At 31.0% G+C, this 14644-nt stretch carries 13 protein-coding genes and 1 tRNA gene; 8 read left to right on the top strand and 6 right to left on the bottom strand.

Going from position 1 to position 14644, the window contains the following annotated elements:
* Together B4L98_RS14075 and B4L98_RS14070 are read left to right on the top strand one after the other, a co-directional pair.
* The coding region (locus B4L98_RS14075) for an RNA polymerase sigma factor (RefSeq protein ID WP_291078554.1) at positions 1 to 763 on the top strand (763 nt) is incomplete at its 5' end.
* Between the two features lie 2 nt (positions 764 to 765).
* Entirely contained in the window at positions 766 to 1863 is a 1098-nt protein-coding gene (locus B4L98_RS14070; RefSeq protein ID WP_125350260.1) for a hypothetical protein, read from the top strand.
* 1348 nt (positions 1864 to 3211) lie between these two features.
* On the opposite strand, the gene B4L98_RS14065 is transcribed toward B4L98_RS14070, so the two are convergent.
* Positions 3212 to 3406, bottom strand: coding sequence for a hypothetical protein (locus B4L98_RS14065; protein WP_084106967.1), 195 nt, complete (start codon positions 3404 to 3406; stop codon positions 3212 to 3214).
* Positions 3407 to 3736: 330 nt separating this feature from the next.
* On the opposite strand from B4L98_RS14065, the gene B4L98_RS14060 reads away from it, so the two are divergent.
* From B4L98_RS14060 to B4L98_RS14050, 3 genes are all read left to right on the top strand, one after another.
* The gene (locus B4L98_RS14060) at positions 3737 to 4132 is read left to right on the top strand and encodes a DUF5675 family protein (RefSeq protein WP_038337107.1); all 396 of its coding nucleotides are present in this window, start codon (positions 3737 to 3739) and stop codon (positions 4130 to 4132) included.
* A 29-nt stretch (positions 4133 to 4161) separates the two neighbouring features.
* A complete protein-coding gene (locus B4L98_RS14055; RefSeq protein WP_291078552.1) occupies positions 4162 to 4386 on the top strand; it encodes a hypothetical protein in 225 nt (74 codons plus the stop codon).
* A 1091-nt stretch (positions 4387 to 5477) separates the two neighbouring features.
* Positions 5478 to 6614 (top strand): DegT/DnrJ/EryC1/StrS family aminotransferase, encoded by a 1137-nt coding sequence (locus B4L98_RS14050; protein ID WP_291078539.1) that lies wholly within the window; start codon positions 5478 to 5480, stop codon positions 6612 to 6614.
* A 321-nt stretch (positions 6615 to 6935) separates the two neighbouring features.
* Here B4L98_RS14050 and B4L98_RS14045 read toward each other — a convergent pair whose 3' ends face one another.
* Together B4L98_RS14045 and B4L98_RS14040 are read right to left on the bottom strand one after the other, a co-directional pair.
* Positions 6936 to 7928, bottom strand: a complete 993-nt coding sequence (locus B4L98_RS14045) for a hypothetical protein (RefSeq protein ID WP_291059485.1) — start codon at positions 7926 to 7928, stop codon at positions 6936 to 6938.
* Positions 7921 to 8577, bottom strand: coding sequence for an ATP-binding cassette domain-containing protein (locus B4L98_RS14040; RefSeq protein WP_291059483.1), 657 nt, complete (start codon positions 8575 to 8577; stop codon positions 7921 to 7923). The genes B4L98_RS14045 and B4L98_RS14040 overlap by 8 nt, the downstream gene beginning before the upstream one ends.
* Positions 8578 to 8673: 96 nt before the next feature.
* Between B4L98_RS14040 and B4L98_RS14035 the strand changes: the two genes are divergently transcribed.
* Entirely contained in the window at positions 8674 to 9693 is a 1020-nt protein-coding gene (locus tag B4L98_RS14035; RefSeq protein ID WP_038336503.1) for a phenylalanine--tRNA ligase subunit alpha, read from the top strand.
* An 83-nt stretch (positions 9694 to 9776) separates the two neighbouring features.
* The gene (locus tag B4L98_RS14030) at positions 9777 to 11282 is read left to right on the top strand and encodes an NAD(P)H-hydrate dehydratase (RefSeq protein ID WP_291078537.1); all 1506 of its coding nucleotides are present in this window, start codon (positions 9777 to 9779) and stop codon (positions 11280 to 11282) included.
* Between the two features lie 22 nt (positions 11283 to 11304).
* On the opposite strand, the gene B4L98_RS14025 is transcribed toward B4L98_RS14030, so the two are convergent.
* Together B4L98_RS14025 and B4L98_RS14020 are read right to left on the bottom strand one after the other, a co-directional pair.
* Entirely contained in the window at positions 11305 to 11814 is a 510-nt protein-coding gene (locus B4L98_RS14025; protein ID WP_291065056.1) for a MepB family protein, read from the bottom strand.
* Entirely contained in the window at positions 11815 to 12882 is a 1068-nt protein-coding gene (locus tag B4L98_RS14020; RefSeq protein WP_291078535.1) for an ABC transporter substrate-binding protein, read from the bottom strand. It abuts the gene before it with no gap.
* A gap of 191 nt (positions 12883 to 13073) precedes the next feature.
* On the opposite strand from B4L98_RS14020, the gene B4L98_RS14015 reads away from it, so the two are divergent.
* Positions 13074 to 13147 (top strand) — tRNA-Arg (locus tag B4L98_RS14015).
* Between the two features lie 108 nt (positions 13148 to 13255).
* Here the strand turns inward: B4L98_RS14015 and der are convergent.
* On the bottom strand, positions 13256 to 14563 hold the full coding sequence (der, locus tag B4L98_RS14010; protein ID WP_180905606.1) for a ribosome biogenesis GTPase Der: 1308 nt from the start codon (positions 14561 to 14563) through the stop codon (positions 13256 to 13258).
* Positions 14564 to 14644 lie beyond the last annotated feature (81 nt).

Below are 14644 nucleotides of genomic sequence, written 5' to 3'. Positions count from 1 at the left end.
ATTATTAAAAAAAGGTAATTCTACTGCCTTCGAACGTATTTATGTCAGGTACAATAAACGAATCTTTTGGTTTGGTAAACAAATAATTGAGGATGAATTTGTAGTAGAATGCTTGGTACAAGATGCATTTCTAAAATTATGGGAATATCGCGAAAAGATGGAATCTCCTGATCATATCTTTTTCTTTTTAAGGTTTGTAATGAAATACAGTTGCTATTCGCATTATGCTAAACCGAAGAATAAGTTTTTTAGAACTGTAAGTTCACTAGAAAGTTATGAGAATTATCAAAGTTATTTGGCTGGATATGATCCCGCAGATAACATTCAAAACCTAAACGAACAAGAAACACAACAGCACTATTTTGATCAAATTATAAAAGTATTACCCTTATTAAGTGCTGAAAGAAAGCATTTGATTGAACTCTGTTTAAAACATGGATTTCAATACAAAGCGATTGCTAAAGCAATGGGAAGAGGAATCACTGAAACGAGTAACGAAATTAAACATGCTATTGATGATCTTAAGAAGATTTTAAGTCACCAAGATAAATTAATTATTAAAACCAAAACAGTCTCTACAGCAGAGAAGGAAAATCAAATATCTGAAACACAATCGTTGATTTTAAAACTTCGATGTAAGCATAAACAATCTTTTTCAACAATAGCTTCAGCATTACAATTGTCTCAAAAAGAGGTACACAATGAATTTATAGTCGCTTATAAATTCACTCAACAAAACAAAGTTCAATCCCTAAACTATTGATCATGGAAAAATCTACTTTAATACTCACTCGAAAAATACAAATACTTATCGATTTACCAACTCAAGAAGAACGCAAAGAGGCATTAGACAAGCTTTATAGATGGCAAAACAGATGTTTTAAAGCCGCTAATTTGATTGTTTCTCATTTGTATTTACAAGAAATGATGAAAGATTTTTTGTACCTCTCTGAAGGTGTTAAATATAAATTAATGGACGAGAAGAAAGATGCAGAGGGTATATTAAAAAATTCGCAAATGAGTACCACTTATCGTGTGCTATCAGACCGTTTTAAAGGTGAAATTCCAACCAATATATTATCTTGTTTAAATAATAGACTCCACAGTTCATACAACAAAGATTCTCAAAGATATTGGAAAGGAGAAGCTTCGTTAAAAAACTTCAAACGAGATATGGCATTTCCTTTTGGAGCAGAAAGTATACGTAGCTTCTCTTACAATCCTGAGAAAAAATGTTTTTGTTTTCGGTTGTTTCAACTTCCATTCAAAACCTATTTGGGAAAAGATTTTACAAGTAATAAAAGGTTATTGGAACAAGTGGTAAGCGGAGAAATTAAACTTTGTACATCACAAATAAAGTTAGAAAAAAGTAAAATATTTTGGTTAGCTGTTGTTGAGATCGAAAAAGAAAATCATCAATTACAACCCGAAATTATTGCAGAAGCTTCCCTCTCTTTAGAATATCCGTTGGTTGTAAAAATAGGAAAATCTCGGCTTACTATAGGAACCAAAGAAGAGTTTCTATACCGAAGGTTAGCGATACAAGCGTCCCGTAAACGAATACAAATTGGGGCAACTTATGCAAAATCGGGCAAAGGAAAAACGAGGAAACTAAAAGCGCTAGATAAAATGAGTCAAGTAGAAAAAAATTATGTGCATCATCGACTACATGTTTACAGCAGAAAGTTAATTGATTTTTGTGTAAATAATAAAGCAGGAACACTTATTTTAATGGATCAAGAAGAAAAGATAGAGCTGGCCAAAGAAGAAGATTTTGTACTGAGAAATTGGAGTTATTATAAACTGATGACCAAAATAAAATATAAGGCAGATAAAGCAGGAATTGAGCTTATAACAGCTTAAAAATATAATTTTTGAGGGTGATTGTACACCCGTAAGGTGAGGTTGATAATAAACACTCACTAAATATAAACAACATATATAACGCAAGGGCCAATTTTTTTTTCATCTACAGATACTTGCTAGATACTCCCAACATAAAGGCAGGATGAAGGCAACATAGTGGCAGTAGAATGTATGTAAAAGATTTTTGTAGTTCAGGGGTTGTAATAATTGCCAAGTTGTTTTTTATACAAAAAAATGTTTAGTGGAAAACAAAAGGATATCATTTTTAAAGTTTCAATGAATTTAAACTCGTCATTTGAGCAATGATAATCTTTAAATCTCATTTAAAAAAGTAGATTTTAGTGTTGTACTATGTAATATTTATAATGTATTAAGTAAAATCCATTATGTATTTGTGAGAGGCTGGAATTTTCAAGGCTTCGAAATAACACAAAATCACTTTTTGAATACAAATATAAAATGAAGTAGATTACCAAAATAACCTTTGAGAATCATTTAAATCGTAAGAACACATGACCAAAAACAGTATTTCCACTTGATATTCAGCACAATGACCAAGACGATTCAAACCTCTAAAATAAGTATCATTTGATGCTATTCTGAAATAAACTCAGAATGATAAAATCCGTAAAACGTTAAGCGTAGAACGTAAAACTTAATAAAACCTATGTTTCTATTGTGTTTAGAGAAATAATGTGTTAAAAAGTGTTAAATTCCTGTATCGGTGTATATCCAAAATGACACTTTTCTGTATCGGCTGTGTATCCGCGCTGTATCCATTCTGTATCCATTGTATATCCGTTCCGTATGGTTTGTTCGGTCTTCGTGTATCGGTGTTTAATTGTAAAATGTAGTATGTATTATGTAAAATGTAGATGTTAGATATTAGAATTGAGATTTTAGATTTATGAAATGTATAAAGTAAAAAGTATGATGTATTTGATATTTATGAATTATGAATTATAGAAGGAGAAATTCTTCACCCTAGCTAAGAACAATACTTTGATTTTGTTTAGGTAAAAGCAAAAGAGAAATAAAAGTTTATTTCTCTTTTTTTTTGTTATTTCACTAAATGGGTAAGAATACCTCTGATAATATCGTGTTGTAAATATAGGTTTCGCTTGCCTATTTGATATACGTTAAAATACTTTTTTAAGCGATACCTTCGTAAGGTGGATTTTGAAATTTGTAATAGGGTTGTTACTTGATGTTCTTCCATTAAAATGGAATCGTTGAATTGGATAATATTATTTTTCCAATCTTGTTCCAATTTATCTATTTTTTTGATAATAGAATTGAACCATTGAACCGAAAATATAGTTTTATCGTTCATAATTTTTTGTTTTTAAATTGATTCTTGAAAATCGAGAGGATTAATGTTATACACGTCGCAAAACTCTCTTAGACTTAACATGTCGTCTTTTGATTTACCTACTTTTTGTTTGGCTTTTTGTAATAAGCGAAGACTTTGCCTGTAACTTCTTCCGGTGGCATTTTGAATGTCTTTCGCATAAATGATCATTCTTTTGTTTTTTTTCATATTTCTTTTTTTTTGATTGTGGAATTAAATTAAATAGAACTATATAGCTTGTTGTTGTTGCTGGTATTATTTGTTTAGTTTTTTTAGAAAATGATCTATTTTTCTAAAAATTATTGTTGTTGTATGACAAAAAGGGATAAAAATGTATTTTATTGATTATAAGTGACATTTGGTTTATGGTGACTTGTTTTATATGGAAATAGATTAGAATTTTATGAAAAGTTTATGAAGAGTTTATGAAGAGTTGACTTATTAGTATGAGGATTATGAGATGAGTAATGTGGAGATAGGCGACAGATAAAATGACTAACAACTATAAAAAAATAAAAGATGGATTTAGTTTTAAAAAGAAAATATTTACCTGATGGAACCAATGGACAGCTTTGGTTACAGCAACAACTGATTTGCATGACAATTGAGTTACCATGGAAGAACAATTTGAAACGCAAATCATGTATTCCTGAAGGTAAATATCCACTAAAGAAGCGATTTAGTAAACGTTTTGGGTGGCATGTATGGATTGATTTGGTTCCGAATCGATCGTTGATTTTATTTCATCCAGCGAATGATGCACTAAAGGAGCTGAATGGATGTATAGCTCCAGTTACTTCTCTGCAAGGAGAAGGAAAAGGTATTGACTCTCGTAAAGCATTTGAACGACTGAAAACAATCGTTTATGAGTATTTACAGAGAGGTGAACAGGTATTTTTACATATTAAAAAATAAACGTTATGAATATAGTAGAACGTTTGCAATTGCCAACCCCTAAGTTATTTCAACGTATTCGTACAATAGGATTAGTCGCTGCTAGTATTGGTGGTGTATTGATTGCCGCTCCTGTTGTATTGCCAGCACTATTGGTGCAATTAGGTGGATATTTGGTTGTGACGGGAGGTGTTTTAACAGCTGTAAGTCAATTAACTATTGACCATGATGTTGTTGATGAATCCGATGCCGCCTCACGATCACACGAAGTTTAGTGTGATTTGTGGAGCTATGTGCGGTATGTATGCGAGTATACAATGGCAGGATATTATTTCGACAATTTTACTTTCGCTCGTAGGGGCATTAAGTAGTTTTTGTCTTTCGCTGTTGTTGCAAAAATTGAAGAATGAAAATTTAATGTAATTGTTAAAGGCTACCCATTAGATGGGTAGTTTTTTTGTTGTGTAAAAGTAGATGTGGGAATTGAGATATTCGATATTCGATATTAGATATTAGATATTAGATATTAGATATTAGATATTAGATGTGAGAATTGAGATTTTAGATTTGTGAAATGTATTATGTATTATGTATTATGTAAAAAGTAGTTGTTAGATATGAGATATGAGATATGAGATATGAGATTTTAGAGTTGTATTATGTACAAAGTAGTATGTATTTGAGATTAAGACTAAGGTTGAGAAAGAGGATTGATTTTAGATGTGAGAATTGAGATTTTCGATGTGAGACTTGTAAAATGTAAAAAGTAGTATGTATTTGAGATTAAGACTAAGGTTGAGAAAGAGGATTGATTTTAGATGTGAGAATTGAGATTTTAGATTTGTGAAATGTATTATGTATTATGTAAAAAGTAGTTGTTAGATATGAGATATGAGATTTGAGATTTGAGATTTTAGAGTTGTATTATGTACAAAGTAGTATGTATTCAGATTAAGGATGAGGTTCTGAAACGAGTTTAATTAATATAAAGGATGAAGAAAATGGCATTAAAACTCTCATGTTAAGAAAATGTTTGAATGGAGCGTTAAAAAGGTTTTAGCCCGTAGGGTTTTTAAAATCTTTAGTGAAATGAGAACATTTTTAGTAGAGAGGTTTACGGCCAAGCGTTTTTTGTTTCGTTTTTTGCGCTCAAAAAATGAAAATAAAGAATTTTTAATTTCAAATGTTATTAAAAATGAATTAGAATATTGAAAAAGGATGAAAAACCGGCATTAAAACTCTTACGTTAAGAAAATGTTTGAGAGAGTATTGATAAGATTCTTTATTTTATATAGCTTTATGATAAACTAATGAAGCAAAAATCATAGTTTTATGCTAAATTCGCTCTATTAAAACAACTAACCAAATGCTAACTAAAATCTGGCTTTCATCTCCACATCTTTCAGGAAATGAAATGAAATATATTCAAGATGCTTTTGATAAAAATTGGATTACATCTATTGGTGACAATATTGATGGATTTGAGTTTGATATTCAAAAAGTGTTGAATACATCAAATCCAATTGTTGCATTAAATAGTTGTACTTCTGTTTTACATTTAGCTCTTATATTGCTAGGAGTGAAGAATGGTGATGAGGTAATTACACAAACATTGACTTTTTGTGGTTCAACAAACCCTATTGTTTATTGTGGAGCTACACCTGTTTTTGTAGATTCTGAAAAAGATACATGGAATCTTTGTCCAATTGCATTGGAAGAGGCAATTAAAGATCGTATCGCAAAAGGAAAAACTCCAAAGGCGATATTAGCTGTTCATTTGTACGGAATGCCTTATAAGGTTGATGAAGTACATGCTATAGCTGAGAAATATAACATTCCTGTGATAGAAGATGCTGCAGAGGCATTGGGTTCTACGTTCAAAGGTAAAGCTTGTGGAACTTTTGGACGTTTCGGAGCGTTATCGTTTAATGGGAATAAAATTATTACAACTTCTGGTGGTGGAGCGTTGGTTTCGCATACACAGGAAGATAAAGATAAAGCGGTATTTTTAGCAACTCAGGCTCGTGATAATGCACCTCATTATCAACATTCACATATTGGGTACAATTACCGTATGAGTAATATTACAGCGGGTATCGGTCGTGGACAAATGGAAGTTTTAGCGGATAGAGTAGCAGCTCGTCGTGCAATGAATCAATTCTACCAAGAGTTGTTTGCGGATATTGATGGCGTAACTGTTTTTGTAGAACCAAGTTCTGATTATTTCTCTAACCATTGGTTATCTGCGATTTTAATAGATCCAAAAGTAGCAGGGAAAACACGCGAAGATTTACGTTTAGCTTTCTTAGAAGATGATATCGAATCTCGTCCATTATGGAAACCAATGCATATGCAACCTGTCTTTGCTGATGCACCTTATTATGGAGGAACGGTAGCAGAAGAATTATTTGAAAATGGTTTATGTTTACCTTCTGGTTCTAATTTAACAGATGCAGAACGCGAACGAATCACAGCAAAAGTGAAAGAAGTATTTGGGAAATAATTTTCAACAATATAATACAAATCAAATCCTCTTAATTTTCTTAGGAGGATTTTTTTATTAAATATGAAATAAATTTCTTATTAAAAAGTGTATTTGAAATAGAAAAAGGATATAGATATAGGCATTAAAACTCTCACGTTAAGAAAATGTTTGAATGTAACGTTAAAAAGGTTTTAGCCCGTAGGGTTTTTAAAATCTTTAGTGAAATGATAACATTTTTAGTAGAGAGGTTTACAGCCTTGACTTTTTTGTTTCGTTTTTGTGTCAAGACAAAAATGAAAGAATAATCAAAAATAAATTAGAATATCCAATCGACATCCTCTACAAATAAAACCCAGAATCCCCAGTAATCCTTTCCTTCGTGAATTTACGGAAAGCAATGAGATGTAGAATAAAACTCATCGGAAAAATACTCAGATAAAGCAACCAATCTACATTTTCATTTAGAATTATTGTTAGAAAAAAACAGATAATAAGCATCGAAAGTAAACCAATTGGAAATTGATGATTGATAAAAATATATTTGATTGGAAAAGTAATAATAATCGCTCCTAAACAACTTATTCCGTACATAAAATAGGTTGGATTTAGATATATAGACATTGCTAAACAAGGCAAAATAAAGAGCAAACTGTTTAGGCTAAAATCAATTTCATTCTTTAGTATATATTGTTTATTAGATAATTTTGAACCGATAAAAAAAGCTAATTTTTCTGTTTTTTGAATATTTCCGAGAAGAAGAAAAAGAATTCCGATAATAGAAACGAGAAACAAATTCAGGTTATTTTCAATCAATCCTTGATACGAAATGTAATAGGCGCCAATAAAAATGAGATAATTAATTTTGAATCGTCTAAGCTGAACAATCGTCAAAACATCTAAAATTCGAAGTCTATTTTTTACCATTGGTTTACCAATTTTTCCATTGTAAAAAGTGAAAAATAAAATCAAAGCAAAAATAACCATTAAACTCATCATCCAACCAAAATGAATAGCCACAATAATGTTGAAAACATTGATAATTATGAGGTCTATAAAATAAATGACATAAGTTTTCCTTGTATTGAATAAACCTTTTAAAAGTCCGAAATCTTTTCTGATATTCACTTGTTGACTTGCCATAAAACTAAAAAATAGAATAAGATATTCTTTATAATCGAAAGCAGGAAAACTCGGAAAACTACCATTCAATATTTTGAAAATAATGACAAAATAAAGGATAAAAGGTATCCAAAATTTAGACGAATCGTTGTAGGTTAATTGGCGAAAACGGTTGATATAAATTATTTTTAGCGTATACAGAATTTTATCCATGATCGATTGATTGCATAAACAAGTCCATAATATTTTCATTCTCAACTTCCGTAATTTGTTGTTCATTTACATAAAAAGTTTTAGTCAAATAAGGCGAAACAATTTCGATAATATGCGAAGAAACAAACACAATATTTTCCTTTGCTAATTCTCTAATTTTATGGAGTAAAACATAATTACTTTCGATATCTAAACCATTAAAAGGTTCATCGAAAATATAAATTTTATAATCATCAAATTGTAAAATAGTATTGACATATGCCTTTTTCAGCGTTCCTGTTGACATCGTTTTAAGTAAAACTTTTTCGTTAATATCAAAGATTCGAGTAGAACTTGAATTCTTTCTACCTGATACTTTTTGATAAAATTTATAAAATTCTTCTGCTGTCAAATATTCATAAATCATCGGTTCTGTTGCTAAAAATGCAACATCAGAAGGTTGTAGAATTTCATTGTTTAATCTAATTGTTCCTTCATAGGATTTCAAACCGCACAAGGTTTTCAAAAAAGTACTTTTTCCTTGTCCATTTCTCCCAAAAACGCCATACAAACCATTCGAATCTATTTTGAGATCGATCGCTTTCAAAATAACTTTATCTAAATCATAACTGATTTTTTTAAGATTAATTTCTAAAATTGGTTGAGCCATTTTTACAGAGTTTTAGTGGAATAAAGATAAAAGTACTCGAATAATTTGTTATAAGTTGATTATCGGTTAAATTTGTAATCAAATTGATCAGAAATTATGATTGACCAAATCAAACAATATATTGAAGAAGTAAAAAACTTCCATTCAACAAATGCTGCTGAAATTGAAGAATTCAGAATTAAATTTTTAGGAAAAAAAGGAATTTTAACGGACTTGTTTACACAGTTCAAATCTGTTCCGAATGAACAAAAAAAGGAATTTGGTCAAGTTGTGAATGAATTAAAAACATTGGCAACTGAAAAATCAACTGTTCTTAAAAATGAAATCTCAAATGAAGGAAAAACTGATTCTTCTTTAGATTTGACACGTCCGGGAGAGCCTTTTACATTGGGATCTCGTCATCCAATTAACATTACAAAAAATCGTATTATCGAGATTTTTAATCGCATTGGATTCAGCGTTTCTGAAGGGCCAGAAATCGAAGATGATTGGCACAATTTTACCGCGTTAAATTTGCCAGCACATCACCCTGCAAGAGATATGCAAGATACATTTTTCATCGAAACTGATCCAGATATCGTGTTGCGTACGCATACATCGTCTACGCAGATTCGTCATATGGAGAAAAATCAACCGCCCATGCGTTTCTTAGCGCCAGGTCGTGTTTACCGTAATGAGGCTATTTCGTCTCGTTCGCATATGATGTTCCACCAAATCGAAGGTTTATACATCGACGAAGGTGTTTCGTTTGCAGATTTGAAACAAACGTTAAGTTATTTTACAACTGAGTTATTTGGTAAATCTGAAATTCGTTTACGTCCTTCATATTTCCCTTTTACAGAGCCTTCTGCTGAGGTTGATGTATATTGGGGATTAGAAACTGAAACGGATTATCGTATGACAAAAGGGACAGGTTGGTTAGAAATTATGGGATGTGGAATGGTTGATCCTAACGTTTTGCGCAATGTAGATATCGATCCTGAGAAATATTCGGGTTATGCATTCGGTATGGGAATAGAGCGTATTGCGTTGTTGTTGTATCAGATTGGTGATATCCGTTTGTACACAGAAAATGATAAACGTTTCTTAGAGCAATTTCAATCAGAATTATTTTAAGATGAATAGAATATAAATAAAAAAAGGAACTCAATTTGAGTTCCTTTTTTTATTTACTATCTTTATGTAAACAAATGTTATTCATGAAAATACTCAATTCAAAACAGATAAAAGAATGGGATCAATTAACGATCAAACATCAAAATATATCCTCTTGGGATTTGATGGAGCGAGCTGTATTGAAATTGACTGAAAATATAGTGAATGATATTCCATCTAAAGAATTACCAATTATTATTTTTTGCGGAAAAGGAAATAATGGAGGAGATGGATTAGGAGTTGCAAGAGAATTGAAAAAATTAGGCTATAAAACATTGATTTATATATTGAAATCAGAGAATTATAGCGAAGATAATTTAAAGAATCAACAACTTTTGAGTTCTAATGATTTATATTTTTTTAATTTGAATGAAGAGTTACAACTTCCTGAAAATTCAGTTATTATCGATGCTATTTTCGGGATTGGAATTAATCAACCTTTGCATGATGATTGGAATTCAATTTTCAGTCAAATAGAAAAGTCAAATCCGATGCAAATTATCTCAATAGATTTGCCTTCTGGTTTTATTACTGATTCTCCTATGCAAAAATATTTTCCGTGTTGCAAATCAAATAAAACATATACTTTTCAGGTTCCTAAATTAGGTTTATTATTTCCTGAAAATCAGATTTACACCGATGAATTTATTTTATTAGATATTGGATTAGAACAACATGTGAGTAATGAATTTGAGACAAATTATTATTTTATACAGAAAAATGATGTTCAGAAATTTCTAAAGAAACCAAGTCAATTTTCGCACAAAGGTACATTTGGTCATACGTTGATAATTGGTGGAAGTTTAGGAAAAATAGGTTCAATTGTTTTAAGCGCAAAAGCAGCCTTGAAGACGGGTAGTGGTTTGGTAACGACTTATACTCCTCAATGTGGATTAAATATTTTGCAAACAAATTTGATAGAATCAATGAGTTTGACTGATGATTCAGAAAAACAAATTGAACATTTTCCTGAGATAAAAATTTATCAAGGAGTTGCTGTTGGAATGGGAATGGGACAACACCCAACTACAGAAGCAAATTTTATCAATTGGATTAAGAATCAACAACAACCTTTGGTGATTGATGCTGATGCATTAAATTGTTTAGCTAATCAGAAAGATTGTTTTACGTTGATTCCACAAGATTCAGTTTTAACACCGCATCCAAAAGAGTTACAACGTTTAATTGGAGAATGGGAAAATGATTTTGAGAAATTAGAAAAAGTTAAAAAACTTGCTGTTTTTCATCAATTGACATTTATTATAAAAGGTTTTTATACTGCAGTTATTACATCCGAAGGTAAAATTTATTTCAATTCGACAGGAAATTGGGGAATGGCAACTGCTGGATCTGGAGATACGTTGAGTGGAATTATTGCGTCGCTAATTGGACAAGGTTATCATTCATCAGAAGCTTCAATTTTAGGTGTTTATTTACATGGATTGGCTGGAGATTTGGCTGTAAATAAAATTCATCCACATAGTTTAATTGCGTCAAATATTAGTGATTTTATCAGTGAAGCTTATTTTTATTTGGATTCGAATTTTTGAAAAAATAACAAAAAAACGGAACTCAATTTGAATTCCGTTTTTTGTTGAATATCTTTTCTAACTTGGTTTTGTCAATCTGTTGATTGTTGACTTCTACAAAATAATCTTGTTGCCAATTTTGAGTTTTCTCCGCTTGTTTATTTTCAGGTTTTACCCAATTCGGATAAACTCTAAAACCTCGTTTTCCTTCTTTTTTAATTGAGCTCAAAATATTCTTTTCAATTAAAATTGATTTCGGAAAAATATAAAAACCTAGTTTAGAATCATCTTCTGCAGCAATAATGTAATAATCAAAACCATCATTTTCGTCGAAAGGTTCGGTTTGTTTAGCTGTATTTCGTTTCCATAATGTTACAAATTGACCAACTTTTTTAGGCGTAATTTTCGATTTTCTAAATTTTATAGAAAACTCATTAACATTGAAATTATAACCTATATATTCGTCACATTCTGCATCTTTTTCAAGAGTTGAAATGGATAAATTCGAAGATTTTAGAACAAAATCTTCGAATTTTTGAATAATTTCAGTCATTTATTTCAATTGTTGATAAAAGTACAACTCATACGTTGGAAATAAATTTGGATAGAAAATTTTTCCTAAATCATTCAAAATAATATCTGGACGAAGGATTCCTTGTTCAAAATAATCATTCGAACCTTTTGCATTCATTCGTTTGTTGTAAGCGTAAACATTTCCTTTCTTAAACGCATCAAACCACGCATAATTTGGATAAGAAGCTTTCATTTCTGCCAACGTATTTACGTTTGTTACATTAATCCAATAATTTGCAGATTTTCCAGCTGTATAAACTTCTTCAAATGTTAAGCTCAAACTATTTTCACCTATTTTATTCTTGAAAATATAATTTCCTTTCGCATCGTCTATTAATTTTGCTTGCAACAAATCATTTGTCGGAACGTACCAAATATCGCCATACATTGTATTCACAATTGTTGAAACATTACCTTGACCTTTGGTTTGAATGATATTTTTGATGGAGTCGTAATTATTTTTAACCGTCTCTACACGCTTTTCAGCTTCTGTATCTTTTCCGAATAATTTTCCGAAAACCTTCAAATACTCAACTTGTCCTATTGGATTTTGCTCTTTGTATTCATCTAAATACAATACTTTTATCCCATTTTGTTCCAATTGTTGATGAAATTTTGCCAAAACAGGATTTGAATTTGCAATAATCAATTGAGGCTTATTTTTTAAGATAATTTCTGTGAATAATTCGTTTGAATTTCCAACTTTTAAGATTGATTTATTCGCAATTCCTTCGGCTATTTTAGGATTGTAAATAAAATCTGCATCGCAAACTCCTTTGATTAAATCAAGACTTTCTAATTGATCTAAAAACGTCACAGCAGACGAAGTTTCTACCATCACAGTTTTGATTGGCAAGTCTTTTTTATCAAATGAAATCGTATTTCCAGAAGATTTTATCGTGATTGTTTCGTTGTTTTCTTCGATAGAAATATTTTTTGCAAACTGAAAAGTTGTATTTTCTTGTTCAGTTTTAACAGCTTCTTTTGACTGTTTACAACTACTAATGGCAAGAAGAACGAATGAGGTTAGAATAAATTTTTTTATCATTTGGATTGAATTTAGAGAAAGCAAGTTAAGAATTCTGTTAAAATCTTAAAAAAAATATTTTTGTAAGCAATTGATTCGTTGTAAATTAAATTATTGTTAAAAATTTTTCTCGAAAAGCTTAGGTTTTTACGATAAAAGAGCTGTATATTTGCATTCGAAAATAAGGGAAAATACTTTCAATTATTTCAAACGGCCGAGTGGCGCAACTGAATAGCGCACTTGATTACGGCTCAAGAGGTTACAGGTTTGAATCCTGTCTCGGTCACAAAAATGCTCAGCGTCAATCGTTGAGCTTTTTTTATGAATGTTAAATTCTATTGTTATCAATAAAAAAGTCCATCTACAAATTGTAAATGGACTTTTTGGATTTTTATTATTTCTTTCTGAAGTAAACTTCAACTGGAACTCCTTCAAAATTGAACTCCTTTCTCAATTGATTTTCGATAAATCGTTTGTAAGGATCTCTAATATATTGTGGCAAGTTACAGAAAAACGCAAATTGAGGCGTTTTTGTAGGTAACTGCGTTACATATTTGATTTTGATGTATTTTCCTTTTACTGCAGGTGGAGGTGTAATCTCGATAATCGGTAACAAGGTTTCGTTTAATTTACTTGTTTTGATACGACGACTGCGGTTCTCGTAAACTTCGATAAATGTATCCACAGCTTTCAAGACACGTTGTTTTGTAAGAGCCGAGATAAACAACACAGGAACGTCTGTAAAAGGCGCAATACGTTTTAGAATAGCATCTTTGTATTCTTTCATTGTATTGGTTTCTTTTTCCAATAAATCCCATTTGTTGATTAAGATGACAACACCTTTTCGGTTACGTTCTGCTAAATAAAGAATATTCAAATCTTGTGCTTCAATACCACGTTCTGCATCAATTACTAAGACACAAACGTCGCATTCTTCGATTGCACGAACCGAACGCATGACAGAATAGAATTCTAAATCTTCGCTTACTTTTCCTTTTTTACGCATTCCGGCAGTGTCTACCAAAACAAATTCGTGTCCAAATTTATTGTACAATGTTTCGATAGAATCACGTGTTGTTCCTGCGATATCCGTTACAATATTACGTTCTTCACCTAATAATGCATTGATTAATGTAGATTTTCCAGCATTTGGACGACCTACGATCGTAATTTTAGGTAAACCTTCGAATGGATCAATGTGTTCTTCTTCCGTAAAACAATCTACCACATCATCTAATAATTCACCTGTTCCACTTCCGCTCATTGCAGCGATTGTGTACATTTTTTCGAATCCTAAGTTATAAAACTCATAAGAATCGTCTAAATTTTTGTTGGTATCGACCTTATTCACAACTAAGAATGTAGGCTTCTTAGTGCGTCTTAAAAGGTTGCCAACTTCCTTATCCATATCCGTTAAACCAACTTGATTGTCTACCATGAACAAAATTACATTTGCTTCATCAATAGCCAATTCAACTTGCTTGCGGATCTCTTCTTCAAAGGTATCATCTGAACCAACGACATACCCTCCGGTATCGATTACGGTAAACTCTTTTCCATTCCAATCAGATTTTCCATAGTGACGGTCACGTGTAACACCAGAAGTGTCATCAACGATAGCTTGTCTTTTTTGGATCATTCTGTTGAAGAACGTAGATTTACCAACGTTTGGTCTTCCTACAATTGCAACTATATTTGACATTTTGCAAAGGTATAATTTTTAGAATTATTTTTTACATTAATTTTTTGATTGAGAAAGTATTGTAAATAAAAAAGGTTAGAT

The sequence above is a fragment of the Empedobacter sp. UBA5528 genome (assembly GCF_002426075.1).
In the GTDB taxonomy this organism is placed as follows: domain Bacteria; phylum Bacteroidota; class Bacteroidia; order Flavobacteriales; family Weeksellaceae; genus Empedobacter; species Empedobacter falsenii_B.
This window is presented reverse-complemented; position numbering and strand designations above follow the sequence as displayed.